The following is a 22,848-nucleotide window of genomic DNA, read 5'->3' as shown; positions in this document are numbered from 1 at the left end:
CCGAGCAACCATGAAATGGTTCATTGGCCTGTTGCTGATCACTGCCGCGCTCGTCGCGTGGCTGTACGTCGATCGCGATGCCCGCCAGCGATGGCTGGCGGGTACACCGCTGGCGCCGGCCGAAACCACGGTTTACAAATGGCGCGATGCCGACGGCGAGTGGCAGATCAGCGATAAGCCGCCGGCAGCGGGAATTGATTATGAACGCCTGCAGTATCATCACGACAGTAATGCCATGCCGCTCGCACCGACCCGGGACGACTGAATGACGCCACCAGCCCCAGCCGTGACCGATTGCGCTATAATGCGCCGCCTATGGAACTCAGTCTGATACAGAAAATCGTCGTCTGGGCCCTGCCGGTCATCTTTGCCATCACGCTGCACGAGGTGGCACATGGCTGGGCCGCGAAATACCTGGGCGATCGTACTGCCGAGATGATGGGGCGCCTGACGCTGAATCCGGTCCGGCATATCGATCCGATCGGCACAATCGCCATGCCGTTGCTGTTGCTCCTGGTCAGCCCGTTTGTATTCGGCTGGGCCAAGCCGGTACCGGTGACCTGGGAAAACCTGCGTAACCCGAAGCGTGATATGGCGCTGGTGGCCATTGCCGGCCCGGCAGCCAACCTGGCGATGGTGTTGTTCTGGGTGCTGGTTATCAAGCTGGCGGGCCTGTTCGAGGGTGCGTTGCCGTCATCGGGGGTGGAGTTCCTATACTTGATGGGCGCGGCCGGTATCATCATCAATATAGTGCTCATGGTACTGAACATGATTCCGATACCACCGCTGGATGGCAGCCGGGTGGTGTCGTCCATGCTGCCCGGTGCCTGGGCGAACAGTTATTCGCGGCTGGAACCTTATGGGCTCATCATTCTGCTGGTACTACTGGTTACGGGTGTCCTGGGCAAAGTCCTGACACCGGCGGTCATGTCGGTGCAGCAGATGGTCTACCGCCTGCTGACCTAGTTTCACGCCTCTCCGGATTGGCGGCCATGTGGAACTTTGCCGCCGTCTTGCGTCTCTGACTCAGTAATACTTACCGATTTTACGGGTGCATGCATGCACAAATCCGCACTGCTTATGCTGTTTCTGTTATTGCCCGCCCCTGTCGTGCTGGCCGATTTCAACAGCGCCTACCAGGATTACAAGGACGGTAATTACGACAGCGCTTTTGCGGAGTTCGAGCGCCTGGCTGCCGATGATCACATGAAAGCCGCCTTCTACCTGGGCACGATGTATCGCGAAGGCAAGGGTGTGGAACGCGATTATGCCGAGTCCCTGCAGTGGTACAAGCGCGCCGCCGAACAGGGCGAACCCAAGGCCATGCACAACGTGGCCCTGTTCTATCACAACGGCCTCGGCGTCGAGCGCAACATGGCGACTGCTATCGAGTGGTATGAAAAGGCCGCCGAACTTGATTATGTCGATGCCCAGCAGAACCTCGGCCTCATCTATTTCCGCGGCCAGGGTGTGCAGGCGCAAATGAGCAAGGCGCTTGAATGGTGGCGCCGCGCGGCCGAGCAGGGCGGCAGGAAGGGCCAATACAACCTCGGCCTGATGTATTTTACCGGCCGCGGTGTCGATGAGGATCACGCCAGGGCCTACGAATGGTATCGCAAGGCCGCCGAGCAGGGCCTGCCGGATGCACAGAACAGTCTCGGCGCCCTCTACCATGACGGCAAGGGCGTCGAGCAGGACTGGGTGGAAGCCTACGCCTGGTTCAAGCTGGCCGAGCAGGCCGGGCTACAGTTGGCCGAGCTCAACATCGCCATCCTGGAAACCAAGATGGACGAGCCCGATCTCGAACGCGCCCGGGAAAAAGCCGAGGACTATGCCGACAAATATGTCGACGACGAAACCGACGGCGAGGCACAGCCCTGAATGCCGCCGTCAACCCGTTGCCGCGGGCAGCTCGCCGTGCTGGTAATGATGGATATCACGCTGCGGAAACGGAATCACGATGCCTTCTTCATCGAAGCGCTTCTTGACCGCTTCCGTGAAGTCCCACTTGAAGCCCCATAAATCCTCGGTCTTGACCCATGGCCGTACCCAGAAGTTGATGCTGCTATCAGCCAGTTCACCCAGCACGATCACCGGTTCCGGATCATCGAGGACGCGCTCGTCCGCCGCCAGCAGTTGCTTGATGATACGGCGTGCCTGGTCGAGATCGGTGTTGTAGGCCACACCGAATACCATGTCGCAGCGGCGTTCGTTGCGTGCGGTATAGTTGATAATCGAATTGCTGGTGATGTTGGAGTTCGGGATCAACACTTCCTTGTTGTCCGGACTGCGCATGCGGGTATAAAACAGCTGGATCGATTCGACGATGCCGGCCTGATTGCCTGCCTCGACGTAGTCGCCCACCTTGAACGGCCGCAGCGTGATGATGATGACGCCGGAGGCCAGGTTCGACAGCGAGCCCTGTAGTGCCAGGGCAATGGCCAGGCCGGCGGCACCGAGTACGGCGATCAGGGAAGTGGTCTGTACGCCGAGTTTGGAAATCGTCGCGATGAACACGAACAGCACCAACAGTACATGCAGCACCGTGCCGGCAAACGTAACGATTAGCGGATCGATCTGGCGCCTTTCCATGAGCTTGGTTACCAGCCGGCGTATCAGCCTGGCCGCCCACAGGCCGAGCAGCAGAATAACGGCCGCGGCAATCAGATCCGGACCATAACTCGTGACATAGTGCATGATTGTTTCCTGCATGGAGGCCTCCTAGGTTTTCATCGGCACGGACGGCGATGTGCCGGGCGCGGTTTGGATTCATGATAAAACAACCACGGCAGGATGCCGAATGCAGCGTTGCCAAACAGCAATGCGCCAGGTATTCCGGGCAAAAAAAGTGGCCGGTACCGGCGGGGGTGTGCCGGTCCGGCCATAATGGCAAGTGCGAACGCATGGTTGGCGGGGTTGGGGGAGGCGCCATGCGTCACACCGGAGGAGTAGGTCAGGCCAGCAGCAGGACTCCGAGTATCAGCAGGCCGGCACAGGCGAGGCCGGTTATGGTTGCGGCCAGCAGGCAGCGCCAGACCAGTCCGGCGAAAGCCTGTGTTTGCGGGTTGGCGAACATGACCTAGACCGGGTCCGTGACACTGAGCGCGATGTTCACGCGCCGGTCGAAGATATGCCCCTCGATATCCTCGGCCTCGGCGGCGGATTGGCCGTGTGCTTCGATATGAATGCGCTGCGCGTCGATGCCGGCCGCGCGCAGAATGTAGGCGACGCTTTCCGCGCGCCGCCGGCTGAGGTCGAGGTTATAGTCCGGGCTGCCGCGGCGATCGGCGTGACCAGCGATATGCACGCGGATTTGGGGGTACTCGGCCAGGTAGTCGGCCAGTTCCCGCAGCCGCCGATCGGCACCGGTATCCGGTTCACTGCTGTCGGTGCGGAAATATACGGCCAGGTTGATCGCCCGGCTGAGGCGTTCGGCACTCTGTTCGCGCCGATCCAGGCGCACGTTCTGCAGGCGGTCGTTGCGATCCTCCAGCGCCGTCAGCTGTTCGCGCAGCTGCTCCAGTTCGGCGGTGCGTGCCGTCAGGTCGCCCTTGAGTTCGCTCCGTTGCTGATCCTTTGCCACCGCCCGGGCGCCGAGCCAGGCACCGCCGGCGGCGCCGGCGATGGCACCAACCGGGCCACCGGCCAGGCCGCCGATGACGGCGCCGAGGCCGAAGCCGGCGGCGTCCTTGTTCTTCTCCAGGCCGACATCGCTGTCGGCATGCGCCGCCGGTGCCAGCAGGCTGATGGTCAGCAGCGTGATAAGGTAGCGTTTGTACATTGTCGGTTCCTCCGGACGTTGCGGGGTTGATTTCGATACAGATTAAAGCGCACGCCGGAGGCGCCGGACGGGAATGAATCGGGCAAAGCGCCGATGAATCATGGCAAAACGATGGCACGAAGGATTGTCCGGCTTGTGTCCATGGCCGGCTCGCGACACTATGCCGTCTGTATCTGATTGCCGAACACCGGGAGGGAAGCCAGCGTTGGCCAAGCGTATCGTTATCGTCGAGGATGAGCCCGCCATCCGCGAGAACTACACCACCGCACTCAAGCGCCAGGGCTACGAGGTTCAGGCTTACGCCGACCGGCCGGCGGCCCTGAAGGGCATGGCCTCGAAGCTGCCGGACCTGGTTATCGTCGATATCGGCCTCGGTGATGAACACGAGGGCGGTTTTGACCTGTGCCGCGAGCTGCGCGCGCGCTCGGCGGCGCTGCCGATCATTTTCCTGACGGCGCGCGACTCGGAACTGGATACGGTATCGGGTCTGCGCCTGGGCGCCGATGATTACCTGACCAAGGACATCACCCTGGCGCAGTTACTGGCGCGGGTGGCGGCGCTGTTTCGCCGCATCGAGGCGCTGCGCGGGGCGGCCGAACAGCGCGAGGTGGTGACCAGCGGCGAGCTGCACCTGGATCGCTCCTGCATGACCGCCGACTGGCGCGGTCAGCCGGTCGAGCTGACCCTGACCGAGTTCTGGATCGTTTATTCGCTGGCGCGGCTACCCGGCCACGTCAAAAGCCGTGATCAGCTCATGCAGGACGCCGAGTTGTTCGTCGACGACGCGACCATTACGTCGCACGTCAAACGCATCCGCCGCAAGTTCATCGCCCTCGACCCGGCATTCGACTGTATCGAGGCGGTCTACGGCATGGGTTATCGCTGGAACAGTCACTGACCGCGGGCACGATGCGGAAACAGAAACATCGCCTGCGGTTCAGCCTGCGCCGGAAACTGCTGCTGCTGTCGATCGCGGTGATCAGCCTGCCATTCGTCGGCCTCGAATACCTGCGCGAGATGGAACGCTTCCTGCGCGACGGTCTGGAAACATCGCTGCTGGCCAGCGCCCGTGCGGTGGCCGGGTCGCTGCACGAACGCGCGAACCTGTTTCCGCAACGCGCGGACGGGCCGGCGGCGCTGTATGTGCACCGCCTGCGCCAGCCGGTGGAGCTGGACGGCTATAGCGACGATTGGCTGGATTTTCTCGACTGGTCGGAAACCTATTCGGCAGCCGACAGCGACTCGCTGGCCTACCGCCTGATCCTGGCCCGCGATCGGGGTGGCCTGTATCTGTTGCTCAAGGTCCGTGACGACCGGGTGATCTACCAGCGTCCGGCCAGCGACGACAACCGCGACGGCGACCATGTTCAGATTACCCTGAAAGGTGCCAACGGCGATCTGCAGCAGTGGTATTTCGCGCCGGCGGCACCCGGTTCGCTGCGGCCGTTCCGCGTCAGCGAGGCGCGCGACGCTTATGACCATCCTTATACCGTGCAGCACTACGCGACCCACATCCGCGGCGAATGGCAGCCGAATGGCAACGGCTATACGCTGGAAGTGCGGCTGCCACCGGCCGATTACCAGGGACTGGGCGTCAGCGTGCACGACATGGACGACGCCGACACGCGCAGCCTGGCGCACAATGTCGCCACCGCCGGTGCCGCTACCGCGCGCCGGCCGAATCCGTTACTAAGCTCGTCGGCACGCATTGAACAGCTCGTCGGTTTTGCCGCCGACGATCCGGGTCGCCGTGTCTGGGTGCTGAACAATGATGCCCAGGTGCTGGCCAGTCACGGCAACATCCGCCGCGATCTGGATAACCCCGGCGGCCGCTTTCTCTATAACCTGATCCTGCCGCCGCCATCGCGTTACTTCACCGACGATCTCGCCGGCGCGTCGCGGCTGCGCGGGCCCGATGTGCAGGCGGCGCTGGCCGGACAGGCGCGCAGCCGCTGGCGCGCGTCGCCGGACGGCCGCGCGGTGATCGCCTCGGCCGCGGCACCGATCCGCGTCGCCGGCGATGTGCGCGGCGCGGTGGTCGTCGAGGAAACCACGCACCAGATCCAGATGCTCAAGCGTGCCGCGCTGGCCAGCCTGGTCAACAAGACTTTGCTGGCCTACGGCCTGGTGACGCTGCTGCTGTTCATCTTCGCCACGCGCCTGTCGCTGCGCCTGCGTCACCTGAACCGCCAGGCGGAAGCCGCCATCGACGAACACGGTCGCGTGGTCGGCGGCCTGCAGCCGAGCCGCGCCGGTGACGAAATCGGCGACCTGTCGCGCGGCTACGCTGCCATGCTCGAACGCCTGCAGCGTTACAACGATTACCTCGAAGGCATGGCCGGGCGTCTGGCGCACGAGCTGCGCACGCCACTGACCGTGGTGCAGTCGTCGCTGGACAATCTCGACGGCAGCGACGCGGCGGAACGCGAGGTTTTCATCGAGCGTGCCCGTGACGGCCTGCGGCGTATGAACCAGCTGGTCACGCGCCTGAGCGAAGCCGCCCGCCTAGAACAGGCGCTGCAGGCGGCCGAAACCGAGCCGGTCGATCTAAACGGCTTGCTGGACTCCTGCATCCAGGGCTACCGCGATGCCTACGCGCCGCGCGAGTTCGTCTACCGGTGCCCGGATGCGCCGGTGTGGCTGGACGTGGCGCCGGATCTGCTCGTGCAGCTGCTGGATAAGCTGGTCAGCAACGCCAACGACTTCGCCACACCGGCAACGCCGATCGTTATCCAGCTGGAAATACAGGGGGACGGGGTGACGATCGCCGTCGACAACCAGGGGCCGCCGTTACCGGCAGGCATGGACGGGCAACTGTTCGACTCGCTCGTCAGCCAGCGCAGCAACACCCAGAAAAGCGGCGCGCATCTCGGCCTCGGTCTGTTTCTGGCACGGCTGATCGCTGATTTCCACCAGGGTCGGTTGCGCGCCGAAAACCTCGAGCAGGGTGCCGGCGTGCGCATGCAGCTGTGGCTGCCGCAGCCTGCTGACAGATGATTGCCAATGGCAGGACGGAAAAAAGCGCACTTGCCGCAGAAAACCTGTCCGGTCTGCCAGCGACCGTTCAGCTGGCGGCGTAAATGGGCGCGTTGCTGGGATCAGGTCAGGTACTGTTCCGAGCGCTGCCGGGGGCAACGCTGATGTGTTGCCTATAGCGATTGCAGAAAACGACGGCTGTCACGATGGATTTGGGCGATACGTTCCTCACTCATCCGCGCCAGGTGTTTGTAGGGAAAGGCCAGTCGGCGGTTGTGCTCGAGTTGATCGCGATTGCGGATCAGGAAGTCCCAGTAAAGATAATTGAACGGGCAGGCATCAGGGCCGCTTTTGGCACTGACTTTATAGCGACAGTGCTGGCAATAGTTCGACATTTTGTTGATGTAATTGCCGCCGGCGGCGTAGGGTTTGCTGCCGAGCAGACCACCGTCGGCGAACTGTGACATGCCGAGCGTATTCGGCAGCTCCACCCATTCATAGGCGTCAGCGTAGACGCGCAGATACCAGTCGTGGATCTCGCCCGGCGCCACCCCGGCCAGCATGGCAAAGTTGCCGGTGATCATCAGCCGCTGGATGTGATGCGCATAGGCCTCGTCTCGGGTCTGGCTAATGACCTGATGCAGGCAGTTCATGTCGGTCTCACCGGTCCAGTAGAAAACCGGCAGCTTGCCCTGGGCAGAAAAATAATTGTTGTCGGCGTAGTCGGGCATCTCGTGGAAGTAAATGCCGCGAACGTATTCGCGCCAGCCGATAATCTGGCGGATGAAACCCTCGGCGCAGTTCAGCGGCACATGACCGGACTGATAGGCGTTTTCGACACGGTCACAGACCTCGCGCGGCGTCAGCAAACCGATATTGAGATACAGCGACAGGATGGAATGAAACAGGAAGCGTTCGTCCTGCAGCATCGCATCCTGGTAGTCGCCGAAGCGGGGCAGCGCGTTGGCAATAAAGTGTCGCAATACGGCCAGGGCCTGCGAACGGGTTACGGCGAAACGAAATGGTGTCAGTTCGCCGAAATGATCGGCGAAACGTTCGTCGACCAGCGTCAAAACGTCTGCGGTGATCGCATCGGGTCGGAACTGTTTGATGGCTGGCAGCTCGACGTTATCCTTGAGTGGATTGCGATTCTCCGTATCAAAATTCCAGCGGCCACCCGCCGGCTTGTCAGCCACCATGAGATAACCGGTCTGGCGGCGCATCTGACGGTAAAAGTATTCCATGCGCGGCTGTTTCTGGGCGTCAAACCAGTCATTGAATTGTTTGCGCGCACAGAGGAAGCGATCATCGTCACGAATTTCCACGGGTCGACCGCAGGCACTTTGCCAGTCCCGCATGTCTGTCAGCAGGCGCCACTCGCCGGGCTCCGTGACCACCACACGATCCGGTCTGTGGCGTTTTACCGCCTGCACTAGTGTTGCCCTGAGCGATTTGCCATATTGCCTATCATCGAGTCGCCGATAATCGACCTGGTAGCCGCGATCCTGTAACTCGGTGGCAAAGTGGCGCATGGCGGAGAAAACAAAAGCGATTTTTTTCTTGTGATGGCGGACGTAGGTGGCCTCGTCCATGACCTCGGCCATGAGGACGACATCAGTCCCGGCGTCGATATCACGCAGGCTGGCCAGCTCCCGTGACAGCTGGTCGCCAAGAATGAAACGCAGGGTTTTCAAAATCGCTAGCCCGGCAGTTCGAGATTGCTGCGACCGCCGTCGACAGAGAACACCTGACCGGTTACCCAGCTGCTATGCGTGGAGAGTAAATAGGCTGCCAGACTGGCATGATCGTCAGGTTGGCCAAGTCGCTGCAGGGGATGCTGGCGTGCCAGGTTGCCGGCAATCCGGCTATTGCCGGTGAGGTTTGATGCCATGTCGGAGTGGGTCAGGCTGGGTGCGATGCAATTGACGCGTACCTGGGGCGCCAGTTCGGCAGCCAGCGACACGGTCAGGCCAATAACGCCGGCCTTGGCACTGCCGATGACCGCGTGATTATGAAAGCCATGCGTAGCCGCGATGCTGGAAAACAGCACTACGCTGCCCTGGCCCTGTTGCAGTAATCGGCAGCCGTGTTGAATCGCCTGTGCAGCGGCGACCACGTTCAGCCGATAGGCAGAAATGAAATCGTCGCCACTTGCTTTGCGCAGGGGCTTGAGCACGATGGAACCGATGCAGAAAGCCAGGCCGGCCAGTTGTTCTCCCTGGATTTGCGTATATGCGTGCTTGATCGCAGTCTCATCAAGCACATCAAATGCACTGTACGGTGCGTCGAGTTCCTTGCTGAGTGTATTCAGTTTGGCTTCATTGCGACCCCATAAATGCACTGCACGACCTTGCTGGTTCAGATGCCGCGCAAGTGCGCTGCCTACCGCGCCGGTCGCACCGAAGATCACTACAGCTGAGTTGTTGTGGCTCATCGTCATGATTCAATCTATCCTGCCAATGTTCAACAGGTATTGATAGCACAGACGATATCCAGTTCGCGTTGATGATAAAAAAGATCATTTTGTAGTGGAGTTGTTCAGGATTGATTCGATTGCATCACGCACGGCGCGACCGGCGTCGCGGAATGCGGCGCTTTCCTCGTCATTGAGTTGCGGGTGCAGGATGCGGGTAATGCCGGGCCGACCGATGACGACCGGCAGGCTCAGGCAGACATCGTTCACGCCCAGCCAGCCATCGATCAGGGTGCTGACCGGTACGGTACGCCGCGTGTCGTGAACGATTGCCTCGATGATCAGGCTCGCGGCCAGGGCGATGGCGTAGTTGGTGTGGCCCTTCGCGCGCAGGACCTCGTGGCCGGCCTCGACGGCGGCGCGGAACATCTCGCGGCGGTGTTCGTTGTTCTCAATACGTTCGCCGGCGACCTGTGCCTGGCTCAGCGCGGCGAACTGGTGCGGGCCGTGTTCGCCGAGAATGTAGGCGCGCAGGTCATCCGGGTGTATGCCGATCTCGTCGGACAGCATTTCGCGAAAGCGTGCCGAGTCGATTAATGTGCCGGTGCCGATGACGCGCTCGGGCGGAAAACCGGACAGCTGCAACGCATGGTAGGTCATGACATCGACCGGGTTCGTCAGGATCAGGAATATCGCGTTCGGACTGGCCGCCGCCAGCGGCGGAATGAGTTCGTCGAACAATGCCGCATTGCCGGGACCGAGCGCCATGCGATCGGTGCCGCTGCTGCTGTTCGACACCGAGGCGCAGACGGCGATGATGTCGGAACCGGCGCTGTCGGCGATGCTGCCGGCATCGACCTCGATCTGGCGATCGACGAAGGCCACCGCATGACGCAGATCGTGGGCATCGCCCACCGCGATTTCGGCTCGCCGGTTGATGAGCAGAAGCCGGCTGCACAGGCCGCGCATGACCAGCGTATAGGCCAGCGTCGAGCCGACGCGGCCGATGCCGACAACGGAAATCTTCATGTCAGGCGTCGATCTCGCTGAAGGGTGTGTATAACGGATCCAGCCGCAGGGCCCGGGCAATGGTCGCGTTGGTAATGAGACCGCGATGCGTGTTGATCGCCTGTGCCAGCATGGTGTTTTTTCGGCAGGCGGCCATACCCGCGTTGGCCAGTTGCAGCACATACGGCAGGCTGGCCGCGGTCAATGCCTGCGTGGCAGTCCGCGGATAGGCGCTGGGCATGTTGGTGACGGCGTAGTGAATCACGTCCGCCTCGCGATAGACCGGTTTGCTGTGACAGGTGGCGCGCGCGGTTTCAATGCAGCCGCCCTGATCGATACTGACGTCGACCACCACCGAACCGGGCTGCATGCTGGCAATCATGTCGCGGCTGACAACATAGGGGGCGCGATCGGCAGGCTGTAATACGGCACCGATAACGAGGTCGGCGTCAGCGATGTGTTCGCGGATGCTGGCATCGGTTGATTCGACGAACGTCAGCTCGGGCGAGAACTGCTCGCGCTGCTGTGCGAATTTCTCCCCGTCGCGGCCGAACAGCCAGACCCGCGCACCCAGTGCGTCCGCCGTGCGGGCGGCGTGACAACCCACCACGCCATTGCCGATCACCAGTACCCGGCCGTGACGTTGCTCCAGCAGCCGGCCCAGTTGTACGCCCTTGCCGCCGTTGGTCCGTGCCAGATAATGGGCACCGACCGTGGTGGCCATGTTGCCGGCGATGGCGCTCATCGGTGCCAGCAATGGATAGTAGCCGTTGTCATCACCGACGAGTTCATAGGCGATGGCGCTGACCTTACCCTTGATCAAGGCCTTGGTCAGGGTCACCGGACTGCCGGCGAGGTGCAGAAAGGCAAACAGGATCTGGCCGTCAAAATACTCGTACTCGTTCGCCAGGGGTTCCTTGACCTTGACCACCAGTTCATTATCCCACGCCGCTGCAGTATCGACGATTTGCGCACCGGCCTGTTGATAGTCGACATCGCTGAACCCGATCGCGTCACCGGCGCCGGTTTCCACGCGGATGCCGTGACCGGCGGTGGCCAGTTCTGCGACCCCGCTCGGCGTCAACGCCACGCGCCGTTCCTGATCCTTGGTTTCCCTGACAAGCCCTATCTGCATGGCCTACCGCTTCAGTCCCGGTAGTCGTCCAGTACTGTTGTACCGGCATTGGCTTCAGATTGTGGCACGGTAACGTCGTTAATACGTTTGCGCAGTGAAAAGGCACCGCGAATGTCGCCGAGCTGATAGCCGCGCGCCTGGTCGTCGGGGTAGAGCGTATCGAGTTTCGCTTTTACCTCGGCGGGTATGTTGTCGCCATGACAGGTCAGACACAGCGACCGGGTCGGAATCGCCTTGAGATAACGGAATTCGCTGAATGCCCGTTCGCCCTGCTGGTGCTGCTGCATCTTGTAGTAGGCGAGACGCTCGACCTGCCAGCCGCGTGCCTGCTTGTCTTCAAAATCCCGCAGCGTGCGCCGCTCGAATTCGTCGGCGGCGTTGTCGGGGTTGCGGGGTTGCAGGCTGACGCGCCTGACCTGCCAGCCATCCGTCGACAGTTCGCGGGCGATGGCCGGTGCCTGGACCTTGCAAACATCGATGGCATTGACCGGGCCACCGTCCGCCATGGCCTGCTGCAATTCGTCTTGCAGACGGCCGGCGAACTGCTGAATCCGCTCGCGACCCTGCTCGCTGAGGTTGGCGGGGGTGTTGTCCTGGGCAGCCAGCGGCATTGCCCAGAGTGCGATCACAAGCAGCCGGATGATGTGCATGCGGCGCTGCTCAGTCGTGACGCCGGCGGCGTTCCTGGTGGCCGGGGATGCAGCCAAGGCAGTTGCCGAAGGTCGCCTGTGCCGGATCCGCGACCAGCGCCTGGCCGGCCTCGTCGACATTACCGCCGATGGCACTGAACGGCAGCGTAACGACGAACAGGGCACTGCCGACCACGGTTGCAGCCAGCGACAGGGGCCGTATCACCAGACCGTCGACGATCATGTCCGTGGCGGTCGGTGAATAGCTGCGCTGTGCTTCCCCATTATTGTCGGCGGCATTGACCGGAGCGGCCAGTAGGCCCGCTAGCAGGGCGATAGTGAATAGTCGGTGCATGGTGAACTCCATAATGATCCTGTTGCGCCTGGTTCCCCTTGTAGTGCTGTCGGTGCGTGCCGTCAACTTGAAACGGGGCTAATGCCAGGCATCGATGGCCTGCTGCCCGGCGGCGTTACTGGCGCGGGCAATAAGTCCGGTCTGCGTCATGCTGATCCGGTAACGGGCGTCGTCGCGCATGGGCAGATAGGTGGCGCTACCGTAACCCGCATCCAGCCACGGCAGCCAGCGCTCAAAACGCCGTGTCAGCGACCAGAGATCGACACCGGGGTTATCGCTGAGTGCATGGACGCTGCGCGTCTGGTTGCGCTCGGCCTCGATGTTTTCGTAACGACCGCTGATGCGTTCCAGACGATAACCGCTGTCGAGTCCGGCCAGCAGGGCCGGGCCACGCCATTTGAGTACGCGTGCATCGATCTGCCAGGCGTCCCCGGACAGTTGCAGTTCCTGATAACGCTTGTCGTCGGGATAGTGTATGCGTACCTGGAAACGCTGCGGTGCCAGTTGCCGGAAGCTGATTTCGGCAACGTCGCGTTCATGTGTGAGCCGCTGGTAGGTGTGCAGGTTGAAGCCCACGGCCGCCAGCGCCAGGGCTATGGCCAGGAGCGTGATACTGAACAGGCCATGGCCGCCGGCACCGAGCCAGCGCCGCCGGCGCAGGCGCGTGCAGGCGATAATGAAAAACAGCAGGCCGAGTGACAGCAATACGGCGCTGCCGATGCCGATACTGCCGGGTATTTGCGTGATGATATCCATACGCATTCAACGGGTTGTCAATGGTTTGACCGGTGCCAATGCCGATGCTGCGTATTGCAGCGGTCTGTCAATATCAGGCATTCTATAATAAGACTCAGGCATGAGCCCGCAGGTTCGCCAGGTCCGCCCGTCACGGGTTGACCGTTCCGTTGAGACGACTCGTCATGGCCGATGTGAAGGAACAATTTACCGAGACCATACGCCAGTTGGTGCCAATATTCAGCCTGGCACAGCGCTATCAGGACGAGGTCATCAAGCGTTCGGAAATCCTCGATCTGCCACGCGGTCGCTACCTGTTCCAGCAGGGTGATCGTGATGATTTCTCGTATTATCTGCTCGCCGGCGAACTCGAAATGCAGGCCGATGGTCAGACCCACAGCACACTGAAGGGCGGTAGTGATTCCGCCCGCTATCCCATCGCCCAGCTGCAGCCGCGCCAGTTTTCGGCGCGTGCCGCCAGCCGCGCGACCGTATTGCAGGTCAAACGCCCCGCGCTCGACAAGCTGCTGGTGGTTGAGCAGCAAGAGAACCAGTCGCGGACTGACAGCAATGTCGAGATCAGTGAACTCGACAACGGCGGTGAGGAAATCGACTGGATGACCCGTATTTTGCAGTCGGAGCTGTTTTCACGACTGCCTACCGCCAACATCCACCAGCTGTTCACCGTACTCGAACCGGTGGAATTCAGCCACGGTGATTGGGTGATTGAACAGGGTGGTCCAGGCGATTATTACTACATTGTCCAGGAGGGCCGTTGCGAGGTGCTATGCCGCTCTGCGGACGGCGGCGATCCCATCAGGCTCGCGGAGCTCGGTCCTGGCGATGGTTTCGGTGAAGAAGCTCTGCTCGCCGATGCCCAACGCAACGCCAGTGTGCGCATGCTCAGCGATGGCGTGCTGATGCGGCTGACCAAGGAACACTTCATCGAGCTTATCAAGAAACCGGCACTGAGCTGGTTGAATTATGCTGACGCCTGTCAGCGTATTGCGGCCGGGGCCTGTTGGCTGGATGTGCGCCTGCCCGAGGAATACGCCCAGTCACATATCGAGGACAGCCTCAACCTGCCACTGGCCAGCCTGCGCGGCGACACCAGCACGCTGCAATCGGACCGGCACTATATCGCCTACTGTGATTCCGGCGGCCGCAGCTCAGTGGCAGCTTTTCTGTTGACGCAACAGGGTTACACGGCCAGTTATCTGGATGGCGGTCTGATGAACTGCCCGGCGGACGATCTGACCAGCGGCGTGGCGGCTGATGATCAGGCCGAGGAGATCGTTGATGCCGACGTACGCGCCTCGGCCTATGCGGCGGAAGCGGCAGTCGCGAATTACGAGGTGGAACAGGCGGCAGAAGACAACAACGCCGAGCGTAACGCGGACAAGCGCGCCGAATACGAGGCCATGATCGAGAAGCTGCGTGCCGAACACGCGCGCCTGGAAGCGGCCAAGCAACAGGCAGCCGAAGAGGCGCGCAAGCACCGCGAAGCCGAAGAGTCACGCATCGCGAAACTGCGTGCCGAAACCGAGCAGCAACTCAAACAGCAGAAGGAAAAACTCGAGGCGGTTTACGCGCAGAACGCCAAGGAAATGGAACGCCTGCGTACGCTCAAGCAGCAGGCCGAGGCACAGATCAAGGCGGCACAGGAAAAGGCCGATTCCGATTCCACCGAGGCGCAGCGCCGCATGCAGGAAGCCGATAGCATCAAGCAGCAGCTCAGCGAGGCAAAAGCGGCGATCGAGCGCGAGGCCGAACAGCAACGTCAGCAACAGGCCAGCATGGAAAAGCAGCTTCAGGATGAGGCAATGCGCAAGATCGAGGCCGAGCGCCGGAACCTGGCGGAGCAGTACCAGCGCAGCAACGAGGCCCTTGAGGAGGCACAGCGTGAGAAAGCCGCGGCCGAGGCTGCGCGTCAGGCGGCCAACGACGAGGCCCAGCAGATCATCGCCGAGTTCAAGGAAGCGCATGCCAAAGTACGCGCGGAAGAGGAAGCCAAGCTCAAGGCCGAACGTGAACGCCTGGAAAAACAGTCACGCGAGTTGCGTGAAGCGATGAGTGCGGCGGACAAGGCCAAACAGGATGCCGAGGCTGCGCGCCAGGGGGCCGAGGCGCAGCTGGCGAAACTGAAGATCAAAATGGCACAGGACAGCGAGCGCAAGGACCGCGATCTGCAGCAGCGGGTGCAGGCGGCGGAAGCCGAGGCGCAACAGGCGCGGGCCGAGTTCGCCGAGGCCGAAAAAGCGCAGCAAAAGGTCCAGGCCGCCCAGGACAGCAATGTTCGTGGCCTGGCCCGGCAATCGGCGGAAGAGCAGAAACTGCGTGAGCAGATAGAAAACGAGGTGTCAGAGTGGCTGACGGAGAATGAACTGGAAGCCCCGTCTCAGGAAGTACTGAATAAACAGGCGGAGCACATCCGTCGAATCAAGGAACGCTCGGAAGCTGCCAAGCGCGAATCACAGAATGCCGCGCGTAGCCTGCTGGATGAAATAGCCGATCAGCTCGGCGACAAGAAGTAGTACGATTCAGCGGTGCTGGCTCAGTCCGCGGTATCGCGTGCCTGTTGCTGTGGTAACCGCGACAGCAGGCCATTGATGCGCCGGATATGGCTTTTGTAGATGGTCAGTAATGCCCGGTCGGCCTGTGTGGCGGCCTGTGCCATGGATGCGGCACGACGCTCGTAGTAGTGCAGATCGTTGAGCAGTTCCGCCTCGATGTCCCAGAGTCGATCCTCGGCCCGGAATATATCCCAGATACAGGCCTTCTCGAGGTCGCTGGCGGGCATCATCTGTTCGAATTTCATGTTTTGCATCTCCCTTCGGGCAGCTCGTGCTGCGTCAGTGCTTGTTGATAGAGGTATCGCAAGAGCTGTGCCACAACGGCCGGGCGTCTGGAAGTAGCCGTCGCGGTTCCCGAATGAAGCTAAAAAAAACGTTAAAACAAATGCTTATTGAACGACGGGTAGGCACGGTCACGACCCTGGCCGGGTGACGGACCGGCATGCAGAGTGCCGTGTTACGGCAGTATTGGCGCAAAACTGTCGCCCCATCCCGACAATCGGCGCTGGCACAGGCCGCCCGAACAAGGTGAGGCGCAGTTCACACTCCCTTGCCCGGGCCCGTGATGACAGTCACAGTTCGCCGCTTTTGCTGCCCGTTGCCAGGGCGGTTCTGCTTTACTGACGACGTGATAACCGGGCCTGTTGCGGTGCCGACCGCGCGGTGCCCGTTTTCAGGCACATATTGCTTACTGGCTATTGACCTATCGGCAGAGTAGGGTGACTCCATGAAAGCGCCACAGTCCGCTGATCCCGCTTTTCAGCAGTTACAGCCGCTGGCGGCACTGTCTGCGACACGGCGACAGTTGCTGTTCAGTCAGGCTGAGTTGCGGCCCTTGCACAAGGGCGCCCGGCTGTTTGAAACGGGTGCGGTCGACTCGACCGTGCACTATCTGATCGAGGGCCGGTTGGAACTGCGGTCGAATGGCAGCCGGTGGCAGGTTGAAGCCGGTGACTGTTTGCCCCTGGCACCATTGCAGCCGCGTCTGGCCACGGCGCGCGCGCTCAGTGACAGCAGCGTGTTATGTCTCGACCGCGGCTGGTTTGATGCCCTGCTGTTGCCGGCGCTGTTGCAGCCATTACTGGCAACAGACCAGGCCAGCGGTGAAACCTCAGACTGGCTGCAGCGCCTGCTCGAGTCGCCACTGTTCAAACGCCTGCCGGCGGCCAACCTGCAGCAGCTTTTCAGTCAATGCGAAGCGCTGGCCTTCAGTGCCGGGCAGAATGTTATTGAACAGAACAGCCACGACGGTGCTTTCTACATTATTCAGTCCGGGCACTGTGACGTGGCGTACTGTGACGAGCGCGGCCGTGTCCTGGAAACGATCGCGCAACTTGGTCCCGGCGACTGGTTCGGTGAAGTGAGCCTGCTCGCCGGCGTGCCGCACAGCATGACCGTGACCATGCACAGTGACGGCGCATTACTGCGTCTGTCACAGCGATCGTTCGATGAACTGCTCAACCTGCCGCTATTCGATCGGCTGGATGAAGCAATGGCACGGCAGCATCTGCAGCAGGGCGCGCAGTGGCTCGATGTCCGCGAAACGGCCGAGGTTACGGCTGACCCGCAGGTGGACGCCCGCCATGTGGCCGTTACGGATCTGGTAAACGGTCGCCATGCGCTGGACAAGGACAAGCACTACCTCGTCGTTTGCGATTCCGGTGCGCGCAGTGCGGTCGCCGCTTTCGTGCTCGCCGTACAGGGTTATACCGTCAGCTGGCTGCAGGGCGGGCTGGTGGTGGCGCGCGGTTATGACGGACCGTTGCCGGAAAGCGAAGAGATCACGATCAATAACAACAGCGATCCGCTGTTGCAGTCATTACGTAATGAACTGACCGGGTTGTTGCGCCAGGTCGATAATGCCATGCGCCTGAAGCGGGACGCCGAGGCGGCACGCCGCGAAGCCGAGCGCGCCGCGGTGGTGCAAATGCATGCCGAGCGTGAACGCCTGAATACACAGTCCCGGCAGGTTCGCGAAATGCTGGAGCAGACCCAGCAATTGCAAAAGCGTCTGGTGGAGGAAAAGCAGCGCCTGTATGCGGGTGTCCGCCAGCGTGAGCAGGCGATGGAACGCCGTGTTTCCAACCTGAACACCCTGATCGAGCAGCGTGTTGCCGAGGAGCGCAAGCGCATTACCGAGCAATACCAGGCGCGCGAGGCCGAGATCGAACGCCTGCAGCAGGAAAAACAGAGGGCGGAAAAGCGTCTGCATGGCATCAGTGATAGTGCCGGCGATAGTCCGGACGCGCTCGAGGCTGAGTTCGATCGATTCAATGAAGATCTGCGGGCCAGCGAAGAACAGCGCCGCCAGGTACAGACCGAAGCGGCGCACGAGCTAGTCAGCCAAATCGGCGACGAATTGGCGGCCGGTAATGAAGAGTTCAGCGATTACCAGGACAGCAAGGAAAAGCTCAGTCAGGAACGCGAGCAGTTGCAGAGCCAGGCACAGCAGCTGTCGGCAAAGGTTCAGCAGACCCTGATCGACAAGCAGGCAACCCAGTCCGTGCGTCAGGCGCTGCAGGAAGAAGCTGCAGCTGGTACGGCGAATAAGGATGAACGCAATAGCGACTCTGATACGGCGCTGCGTGCGGCGACGGCGCGTTATGAAGAAGCCGAGCAGGAGCATCAGCATGCGCTGGACGAACAGCAGGAAAATGCCGCAGCACTGGCCAGGACCGAACAGGCCGAATCGGATCTGCTTGAAGACATGAATGCCGAGATCGAAAACTGGATGCAGGAGCAGGCACAGCAACCGCGTTCGGCGAAACAGCAAGCACTGATCCAGCGTTACGAGTCCACCATGCAGCGCATGCAGAAGGAGGCAGCGGCCACCGAGGAACAGGAGCGCACCCGCGATGACCTGCTGTTGTCGGATATCAATGCCGAGCTGGAAACGATTGCCGAGAGCCGTGCCAAAAACAACGGCAGCGCCTAGTCCGGTACCCGGCCGTCAGGCCTGCTGGACATCGATCCAGATATTGTCATCGGCATCGACACCATAGTGCAACTGCATGGGCTGACAGCATACCTGGCAGTCCTCGATCAGGTCCTGTTCCGGCACTGACAGATCCAGTAGCAGGGTGATGTTCTCGCCGCAAAAGGGGCAGCTGATGCGTTGTTCGTGAAGACCCGCCATTGTCATCCCCGGCTCAGTCACGGAAATTGGTGAACTGCAACGGCAGGCCGAGCTTGGCCTCGCGCAACATCGACATCACTTCCTGCAGATCGTCGCGTTTCTTGCCGGTCACGCGCACCTGTTCGCCCTGAATCGAGGCCTGGACCTTCAGACCGCTGGACTTGATGCGCTTGCTGATCGTCTTGCCGAGTTCCTGGTCAATGCCGTGGCGTACCGTGATGACCTGGCGCGCTTCATTATTGGTCTCGGTGATGCGGCCGCGCTCCAGGCAGCCAACGTCGATACCACGCTTGGCGAGTTTGCCGTCGAGCATCTCGGCCATCTGTTTGACCTGGTATTCCGACGGTGCCACCAGGGTCAATTCGTGTTCGTTCTGCTCGACATGCGCTTTACTGCCCTTGAAGTCAAAGCGCGTGCCGACCTCGCGGTTGGTCTGGTCAACGGCGTTGCCGAGTTCGTGCAGGTCTACTTCGGAGACGATGTCAAAAGAGGGCATGGTGTTATCCTTCAATCATTGGGTTCGGCAGCGCGTTTCAGCTGTGCTTGTCAACTGTCCAGGCGCCGACCGGCCGGCGATACCAGCGTAGTGCCGTCGGGCAGATCCAGCTGTGCGCTTTGCGCGCGCATGCCGAGCATGTACAGACGACCAGTATAGCGGGTCTGGCCGTCAGGACTGAACTCGAAAGAATACTGTCGGCTCAGTACCAGGCGACCGCGCCCGTCGCGTGACGGCCGCAGTCGGGTCAAGCTCACGGTCTGGTCCAGCAGCTGGGTGTTGAATTCGCGGCAGATGCGGCGGCAACTGATCAAGGCCTGTTCGCGCGCCCGCAGGCTGCTGGCCCAGAAGCCAATCAGCAGGCCGATTAGCAGCGCGAATACCAGTAGCTCCTGGAATGTCAGCATGGCGTCTGGTGTGCTCGACGCTGGCTACAGCAGCCACTGTAGCGGCGGCTCATCGAGCTGGCCGGCCTGTTCGCGCAGGTTGAGAATGTAGTCGTCCCAGTATCGGCGCGTGTTGAAATACGGAAACGCCTGCGGGAACGCCGGATCGTCCCAGCGCCGTGCCAGCCAGGCAGCGTGATTGAGCATGCGCAGGCCGCGCAGCCCCTCGATCAGGTGCAGCTCGCGCGGATCGAAGCGCCGGAATGCGCTATAGCCCTCGACCAGGTCATTGAGGCGCGCCTGCATGTAGTCGCGGTCGCCGGACAGAAACAGCCACAGGTCCTGCATCGCCGGCCCCATGCAGCAGTCGTCGAAGTCCAGCAGCCACTGGGTTTCGTCGCGGCGCAGGATATTGCCCGGGTGGCAGTCGCCGTGCAGCCTGATTCGGCCGACATCGCCGGCGCGTTCGAAACAGCGTTCGATACCGGCAAGCAACTGGTCGGCAATGGCCTGGTAGGATGCCCGGGTGTCGTCGGGCAGCAGGCCGCTGTCCAGCACGGTGTCACGGGCGCTGTAGCCGTGGCTGGTGATGTCGAGCTGCGGCCGGTGTTCAAAGGCCTGTAGCGCGCCGATGTTGTGCAGGCGGGCGAGGCTGCGGCCGAGCTGTTCCAGGTCGTCGCTGCGATCGAGTTCCGGTGCGCGGCCGCCCTGGCTCGGATAGACGGCGAAGCGAAAACCGTCATGGGTATGTAGCGTTTCTTCGGCCACCACCAGTGGCGCGAGTACCGGCAGTTCCTGTGCAGCGAGTTCCAGGGTGAAGTCGTGTTCCTCGCGGATGGCAGCGTCACTCCAGCGCCCTGGCCGGTAAAATTTCACCACCAGCAGCTGGGCGTTGTCTTCCTGGCCGAGCTGGAAGACGCGGTTTTCGTAGCTGTTCAGCGCCTGCAGCCGACCATCGCAGCGAAAGCCGAGCGCGTCGACGGCATCGAGAATAGTGTCCGGGGTCAGGTTTTCGTACGGATGATTGCTCGGCGCGTTCATTAAAGTACCGGTGAAATGATCTGTGGTGGCGCCAACGGCCGGAGGCTGTTGTTGCGCTGGTCATCCAGCCATGTCAGCACCGCGTAGTAGCCACGGACGTTGCGCACGAACTGTACCGGTTCGCGGCCGCGAGCGTAACCGTAGCGGGTCTGTGTGTACCACTTTTTCTGGCTCAACAAGGGCAGGTGGTCACGCACGTCGGCCCAGCGATCCGGATCTCCGCCCCGGGCCTCGGTAAGCCGGCGGGCATCCTCGAGGTGGCCGAAGCCGATGTTGTAGGCGGCCAGTGCCAGCCATAACCGGTCCGGTTCCGGAATGCGTTCCGGGAACTTGCCGACGACTTCGCGCAGGTAACGGGCGCCGCCATGAATGCTTTGCTGCGCGTCAGTGCGGTCGTCGACGCCAACACGTTCGGCAGTCGTCCGGGTCAGCATCATCATGCCGCGCACTCCGGTGGGTGACAGGGCGTCCGGATCCCAGTGCGATTCCTGGTAGGCAACCGCCGCCAGCAGACGCCAGTCGAAGCCCTCGGCATCGGCTGCCGCGCGGAAATCAGCCCGGTAGCGCGGCAGCCGCTCGGCGATGCGCTGCAGGAATGTCCGCGTATCGACATAATCGAATTCGCGGATAGTGCCCTGGTAGCGCTCGCGCAGTTCGGCAAGCTGGCCGGATGCGCGCTGCGCTTCGAAAAAGTGCTGGACCGCCTCGTATAGTGAGGGATCGTCGTCGGCCGCCAGCGCCCAGGCGACCTCCAGTGCTTCGCTCAGGTCAAAGGCGACGGCGACATCGGCGTAGTAGCGCCGTGCATGGGCAATCTCGTTGGCATTGGCGACGGTGTAGTCGAGTTCGCCGTTGGCAACCATCTCCAGTAGTTCCTGCTGTGATTTGTTGCGGTAGCTCGTCCATTGCAGTTCGGCATGCTCTGTCTGCAGTTGTTGCAGCCGTTCCTCGAGGGCGCTGCCCGTGACTACGCCGAGTCTGCCGTCGAGCTCGGCCAGCGAGTCGGGCTTGCGCGTGCCGGGCCGATAGACCAATTGCTGGCGTATTTCCAGATAGGTCGGGCCGAAGCGCAATTTCTGGCGACGCAATTCGGTGGCCGCCAGCCCGGCGGCGGCCAGATCGGCACGGCCATTTTGCAGAATGGGCTCAATGTCGCCGGCACCGCGCGCCACGATCATCTGCAGCTCGACACCCAGCTCATCGGCAAACTGGCGTGCCAGCTCGTATTCCATGCCGGCCGGGCCATTGGCGTCGGTATAGTAGGTGGTGGGGCTGCTGCGCGTGATGACCTGCAAAACGCCGGTTTCGCGGATATGTTCCAGCCGATCCGGCTGCTCTGCCGGCTCCCGGCTGCAACCGTGGCTGCCGAGCAGCAAAATGGCGAGTAAAATAAACGAACGACCCATTAGATCCATTTTACAGCCTCGGCCGCCGCCGCGACGATAATTCATCAAATTAACCAGGTCGGGACCGGGGGATGGACTTGCGAAGCCGGGACGCTGCCCGTAAGCTACGCACCCTTGCCTGCAGCGATAGTGTCGACGACGGCAAGTGGTGTCTTGCGGTCATCGTGGTACCGGGCAAGGTCGCTATAGGCGACCGAATCCAAACCGTTGTACACGCCGCATAGCGGCGTTGAAGTTAGAGCAGATTGAAAACTGGAGAGGTGCCGGAGCGGTCGAACGGGGCGGTCTCGAAAACCGTTGTACCCTTGCGGGTACCGGGGGTTCGAATCCCTCCCTCTCCGCCAATGCATGAAAGAAGGGGCCTTGCGCCCCTTTTTTTATGGACTTGTGAATGCTGGATTCGAACCCCTCGAAGTAATGTGGTTCGACAACCTGGTTTTATCCTGAAAGCCTGTGGTCGGCCCGTTTCTTTCTTACTTGATATTGTACCTGTCCGTTATAGGCAAGAGTCGACTATAAACTTTATGTGGCAATTTCTATTAGCCATTTTTACTTTATGATCTGATTGCAGGCTACAGTTCAACTATGAGTTGAACGAATGCGGTCCGGTTTATTTCATTGTGTAATACTTCTGTTCATATACATGACAAGGATATGTCCATTATATAAAACGTTTGCCAGGTAATAACGCATGTAAATCATGCAAAGTGTGTTCATGATCTGCGCGTTGTTTTTGTAATTTTCTCCATCGTTTGTATACTCGTTCGGCCACAGGGCT

General features: G+C 61.3%; 24 protein-coding genes and 1 tRNA gene. 9 read left to right on the top strand and 16 right to left on the bottom strand.

What is annotated here, in order from left to right; genetic code table 11:
* Nucleotides 1-10: 10 nt before the first annotated feature.
* The 3 genes from J2T55_RS05530 (at nucleotide 11) to J2T55_RS05520 (ending at nucleotide 1,881) form a co-directional block, all read left to right on the top strand.
* Nucleotides 11-265: a DUF4124 domain-containing protein gene (locus J2T55_RS05530; protein WP_259054717.1), complete on the top strand. Its 255-nt coding sequence runs from the start codon at nucleotides 11-13 to the stop codon at nucleotides 263-265.
* A 50-nt stretch (nucleotides 266-315) separates the two neighbouring features.
* A complete protein-coding gene (locus J2T55_RS05525; RefSeq protein ID WP_259054716.1) occupies nucleotides 316-966 on the top strand; it encodes a site-2 protease family protein in 651 nt (216 codons plus the stop codon).
* Nucleotides 967-1,059: 93 nt separating this feature from the next.
* Nucleotides 1,060-1,881 carry a tetratricopeptide repeat protein gene (locus J2T55_RS05520; RefSeq protein WP_259054715.1) on the top strand — a complete coding sequence of 274 codons (822 nt, stop codon included), beginning with the start codon at nucleotides 1,060-1,062 and terminating at the stop codon, nucleotides 1,879-1,881.
* A gap of 9 nt (nucleotides 1,882-1,890) precedes the next feature.
* Here the strand turns inward: J2T55_RS05520 and J2T55_RS05515 are convergent, their stop codons facing one another.
* The 3 genes from J2T55_RS05515 to J2T55_RS05505 form a co-directional block, all read right to left on the bottom strand.
* Nucleotides 1,891-2,712: a mechanosensitive ion channel family protein gene (locus J2T55_RS05515; protein ID WP_259054714.1), complete on the bottom strand. Its 822-nt coding sequence runs from the start codon at nucleotides 2,710-2,712 to the stop codon at nucleotides 1,891-1,893.
* 241 nt (nucleotides 2,713-2,953) lie between these two features.
* Entirely contained in the window at nucleotides 2,954-3,076 is a 123-nt protein-coding gene (locus J2T55_RS05510) for a hypothetical protein (protein WP_259054713.1), read from the bottom strand.
* 3 nt (nucleotides 3,077-3,079) lie between these two features.
* Entirely contained in the window at nucleotides 3,080-3,781 is a 702-nt protein-coding gene (locus J2T55_RS05505; RefSeq protein WP_259054712.1) for an OmpA family protein, read from the bottom strand.
* 205 nt (nucleotides 3,782-3,986) lie between these two features.
* Between J2T55_RS05505 and pdsR the strand changes: the two genes are divergently transcribed.
* From pdsR to J2T55_RS05490, 3 genes are read left to right on the top strand one after another with little or no spacing between them, the layout of a single operon-like run.
* Nucleotides 3,987-4,679 (top strand): proteobacterial dedicated sortase system response regulator, encoded by a 693-nt coding sequence (gene pdsR, locus J2T55_RS05500; protein WP_259054711.1) that lies wholly within the window; start codon nucleotides 3,987-3,989, stop codon nucleotides 4,677-4,679.
* A gap of 11 nt (nucleotides 4,680-4,690) precedes the next feature.
* Nucleotides 4,691-6,778, top strand: coding sequence for a proteobacterial dedicated sortase system histidine kinase (gene pdsS / locus J2T55_RS05495; RefSeq protein WP_259054710.1), 2,088 nt, complete (start codon nucleotides 4,691-4,693; stop codon nucleotides 6,776-6,778).
* Between the two features lie 6 nt (nucleotides 6,779-6,784).
* Nucleotides 6,785-6,922, top strand: coding sequence for a DUF2256 domain-containing protein (locus tag J2T55_RS05490; RefSeq protein WP_259054709.1), 138 nt, complete (start codon nucleotides 6,785-6,787; stop codon nucleotides 6,920-6,922).
* 8 nt (nucleotides 6,923-6,930) lie between these two features.
* Here J2T55_RS05490 and J2T55_RS05485 read toward each other — a convergent pair whose 3' ends face one another.
* From J2T55_RS05485 to J2T55_RS05455, 7 genes are all read right to left on the bottom strand, one after another.
* A complete protein-coding gene (locus tag J2T55_RS05485) occupies nucleotides 6,931-8,454 on the bottom strand; it encodes a cryptochrome/photolyase family protein (RefSeq protein ID WP_259054816.1) in 1,524 nt (507 codons plus the stop codon).
* Nucleotides 8,455-8,456: 2 nt separating this feature from the next.
* Nucleotides 8,457-9,197: an SDR family NAD(P)-dependent oxidoreductase gene (locus J2T55_RS05480; protein ID WP_259054708.1), complete on the bottom strand. Its 741-nt coding sequence runs from the start codon at nucleotides 9,195-9,197 to the stop codon at nucleotides 8,457-8,459.
* Between the two features lie 78 nt (nucleotides 9,198-9,275).
* The gene (locus J2T55_RS05475) at nucleotides 9,276-10,199 is read right to left on the bottom strand and encodes a malate dehydrogenase (protein ID WP_259054707.1); all 924 of its coding nucleotides are present in this window, start codon (nucleotides 10,197-10,199) and stop codon (nucleotides 9,276-9,278) included.
* Nucleotide 10,200: 1 nt separating this feature from the next.
* Entirely contained in the window at nucleotides 10,201-11,313 is a 1,113-nt protein-coding gene (ald, locus tag J2T55_RS05470) for an alanine dehydrogenase (RefSeq protein ID WP_259054706.1), read from the bottom strand.
* A gap of 11 nt (nucleotides 11,314-11,324) precedes the next feature.
* Complete coding sequence (locus J2T55_RS05465) at nucleotides 11,325-12,020, bottom strand: Tll0287-like domain-containing protein (protein ID WP_259054705.1); 696 nt, start codon at nucleotides 12,018-12,020, stop codon at nucleotides 11,325-11,327.
* Nucleotides 11,974-12,297: a multidrug transporter gene (locus J2T55_RS05460; RefSeq protein WP_259054703.1), complete on the bottom strand. Its 324-nt coding sequence runs from the start codon at nucleotides 12,295-12,297 to the stop codon at nucleotides 11,974-11,976. The genes J2T55_RS05465 and J2T55_RS05460 overlap by 47 nt, the downstream gene beginning before the upstream one ends.
* Before the next feature lie 78 nt (nucleotides 12,298-12,375).
* The gene (locus J2T55_RS05455; RefSeq protein ID WP_259054702.1) at nucleotides 12,376-13,059 is read right to left on the bottom strand and encodes a cation/multidrug efflux pump; all 684 of its coding nucleotides are present in this window, start codon (nucleotides 13,057-13,059) and stop codon (nucleotides 12,376-12,378) included.
* Nucleotides 13,060-13,217: 158 nt separating this feature from the next.
* Between J2T55_RS05455 and J2T55_RS05450 the strand changes: the two genes are divergently transcribed.
* Nucleotides 13,218-15,566 carry a cyclic nucleotide-binding domain-containing protein gene (locus tag J2T55_RS05450; RefSeq protein ID WP_259054701.1) on the top strand — a complete coding sequence of 783 codons (2,349 nt, stop codon included), beginning with the start codon at nucleotides 13,218-13,220 and terminating at the stop codon, nucleotides 15,564-15,566.
* A 20-nt stretch (nucleotides 15,567-15,586) separates the two neighbouring features.
* On the opposite strand, the gene J2T55_RS05445 is transcribed toward J2T55_RS05450, so the two are convergent.
* Nucleotides 15,587-15,850, bottom strand: coding sequence for a hypothetical protein (locus J2T55_RS05445; protein ID WP_259054700.1), 264 nt, complete (start codon nucleotides 15,848-15,850; stop codon nucleotides 15,587-15,589).
* A 482-nt stretch (nucleotides 15,851-16,332) separates the two neighbouring features.
* Here J2T55_RS05445 and J2T55_RS05440 point away from each other — a divergent pair, with 482 nt between their 5' ends.
* On the top strand, nucleotides 16,333-18,540 hold the full coding sequence (locus J2T55_RS05440; protein WP_259054699.1) for a cyclic nucleotide-binding domain-containing protein: 2,208 nt from the start codon (nucleotides 16,333-16,335) through the stop codon (nucleotides 18,538-18,540).
* A gap of 15 nt (nucleotides 18,541-18,555) precedes the next feature.
* Here J2T55_RS05440 and J2T55_RS05435 read toward each other — a convergent pair whose 3' ends face one another.
* The 5 genes from J2T55_RS05435 to mltF are packed head-to-tail and all read right to left on the bottom strand — an operon-like array spanning nucleotide 18,556 to nucleotide 22,079.
* Entirely contained in the window at nucleotides 18,556-18,741 is a 186-nt protein-coding gene (locus J2T55_RS05435) for a CPXCG motif-containing cysteine-rich protein (RefSeq protein WP_259054698.1), read from the bottom strand.
* Between the two features lie 13 nt (nucleotides 18,742-18,754).
* Nucleotides 18,755-19,237 carry a YajQ family cyclic di-GMP-binding protein gene (locus tag J2T55_RS05430; protein ID WP_259054697.1) on the bottom strand — a complete coding sequence of 161 codons (483 nt, stop codon included), beginning with the start codon at nucleotides 19,235-19,237 and terminating at the stop codon, nucleotides 18,755-18,757.
* Nucleotides 19,238-19,287: 50 nt separating this feature from the next.
* Complete coding sequence (locus J2T55_RS05425) at nucleotides 19,288-19,644, bottom strand: DUF3301 domain-containing protein (RefSeq protein WP_259054696.1); 357 nt, start codon at nucleotides 19,642-19,644, stop codon at nucleotides 19,288-19,290.
* A 24-nt stretch (nucleotides 19,645-19,668) separates the two neighbouring features.
* Entirely contained in the window at nucleotides 19,669-20,664 is a 996-nt protein-coding gene (locus tag J2T55_RS05420) for a serine/threonine protein kinase (protein ID WP_259054694.1), read from the bottom strand.
* Complete coding sequence (mltF, locus tag J2T55_RS05415) at nucleotides 20,664-22,079, bottom strand: membrane-bound lytic murein transglycosylase MltF (protein ID WP_259054693.1); 1,416 nt, start codon at nucleotides 22,077-22,079, stop codon at nucleotides 20,664-20,666. The genes J2T55_RS05420 and mltF overlap by 1 nt, the downstream gene beginning before the upstream one ends.
* 245 nt (nucleotides 22,080-22,324) lie before the next feature.
* Between mltF and J2T55_RS05410 the strand changes: the two genes are divergently transcribed.
* Nucleotides 22,325-22,414 (top strand) — tRNA-Ser (locus J2T55_RS05410).
* Nucleotides 22,415-22,848 lie beyond the last annotated feature (434 nt).

It is taken from the genome of Methylohalomonas lacus (assembly GCF_024808875.1).
In the GTDB taxonomy this organism is placed as follows: domain Bacteria; phylum Pseudomonadota; class Gammaproteobacteria; order Methylohalomonadales; family Methylohalomonadaceae; genus Methylohalomonas; species Methylohalomonas lacus.
This window is presented reverse-complemented; position numbering and strand designations above follow the sequence as displayed.

What these genes read in the sequence shown, in the direction of transcription:
- J2T55_RS05530 (WP_259054717.1), top strand. Translation starts at nt 11, where the DNA reads ATGAAATGGTTCATTGGCCTGTTGCTGATCACTGCCGCGCTCGTCGCG.
- J2T55_RS05525 (WP_259054716.1), top strand. Translation starts at nt 316, where the DNA reads ATGGAACTCAGTCTGATACAGAAAATCGTCGTCTGGGCCCTGCCGGTC.
- J2T55_RS05520 (WP_259054715.1), top strand. Translation starts at nt 1,060, where the DNA reads ATGCACAAATCCGCACTGCTTATGCTGTTTCTGTTATTGCCCGCCCCT.
- J2T55_RS05515 (WP_259054714.1), bottom strand. Translation starts at nt 2,712, where the DNA reads ATGCAGGAAACAATCATGCACTATGTCACGAGTTATGGTCCGGATCTG.
- J2T55_RS05510 (WP_259054713.1), bottom strand. Translation starts at nt 3,076, where the DNA reads ATGTTCGCCAACCCGCAAACACAGGCTTTCGCCGGACTGGTCTGGCGC.
- J2T55_RS05505 (WP_259054712.1), bottom strand. Translation starts at nt 3,781, where the DNA reads ATGTACAAACGCTACCTTATCACGCTGCTGACCATCAGCCTGCTGGCA.
- pdsS (WP_259054710.1), top strand. Translation starts at nt 4,691, where the DNA reads ATGCGGAAACAGAAACATCGCCTGCGGTTCAGCCTGCGCCGGAAACTG.
- J2T55_RS05490 (WP_259054709.1), top strand. Translation starts at nt 6,785, where the DNA reads ATGGCAGGACGGAAAAAAGCGCACTTGCCGCAGAAAACCTGTCCGGTC.
- J2T55_RS05480 (WP_259054708.1), bottom strand. Translation starts at nt 9,197, where the DNA reads ATGACGATGAGCCACAACAACTCAGCTGTAGTGATCTTCGGTGCGACC.
- J2T55_RS05475 (WP_259054707.1), bottom strand. Translation starts at nt 10,199, where the DNA reads ATGAAGATTTCCGTTGTCGGCATCGGCCGCGTCGGCTCGACGCTGGCC.
- ald (WP_259054706.1), bottom strand. Translation starts at nt 11,313, where the DNA reads ATGCAGATAGGGCTTGTCAGGGAAACCAAGGATCAGGAACGGCGCGTG.
- J2T55_RS05460 (WP_259054703.1), bottom strand. Translation starts at nt 12,297, where the DNA reads ATGCACCGACTATTCACTATCGCCCTGCTAGCGGGCCTACTGGCCGCT.
- J2T55_RS05455 (WP_259054702.1), bottom strand. Translation starts at nt 13,059, where the DNA reads ATGCGTATGGATATCATCACGCAAATACCCGGCAGTATCGGCATCGGC.
- J2T55_RS05450 (WP_259054701.1), top strand. Translation starts at nt 13,218, where the DNA reads ATGGCCGATGTGAAGGAACAATTTACCGAGACCATACGCCAGTTGGTG.
- J2T55_RS05445 (WP_259054700.1), bottom strand. Translation starts at nt 15,850, where the DNA reads ATGAAATTCGAACAGATGATGCCCGCCAGCGACCTCGAGAAGGCCTGT.
- J2T55_RS05440 (WP_259054699.1), top strand. Translation starts at nt 16,333, where the DNA reads ATGAAAGCGCCACAGTCCGCTGATCCCGCTTTTCAGCAGTTACAGCCG.
- J2T55_RS05435 (WP_259054698.1), bottom strand. Translation starts at nt 18,741, where the DNA reads ATGGCGGGTCTTCACGAACAACGCATCAGCTGCCCCTTTTGCGGCGAG.
- J2T55_RS05430 (WP_259054697.1), bottom strand. Translation starts at nt 19,237, where the DNA reads ATGCCCTCTTTTGACATCGTCTCCGAAGTAGACCTGCACGAACTCGGC.
- J2T55_RS05425 (WP_259054696.1), bottom strand. Translation starts at nt 19,644, where the DNA reads ATGCTGACATTCCAGGAGCTACTGGTATTCGCGCTGCTAATCGGCCTG.
- J2T55_RS05420 (WP_259054694.1), bottom strand. Translation starts at nt 20,664, where the DNA reads ATGAACGCGCCGAGCAATCATCCGTACGAAAACCTGACCCCGGACACT.
- mltF (WP_259054693.1), bottom strand. Translation starts at nt 22,079, where the DNA reads ATGGATCTAATGGGTCGTTCGTTTATTTTACTCGCCATTTTGCTGCTC.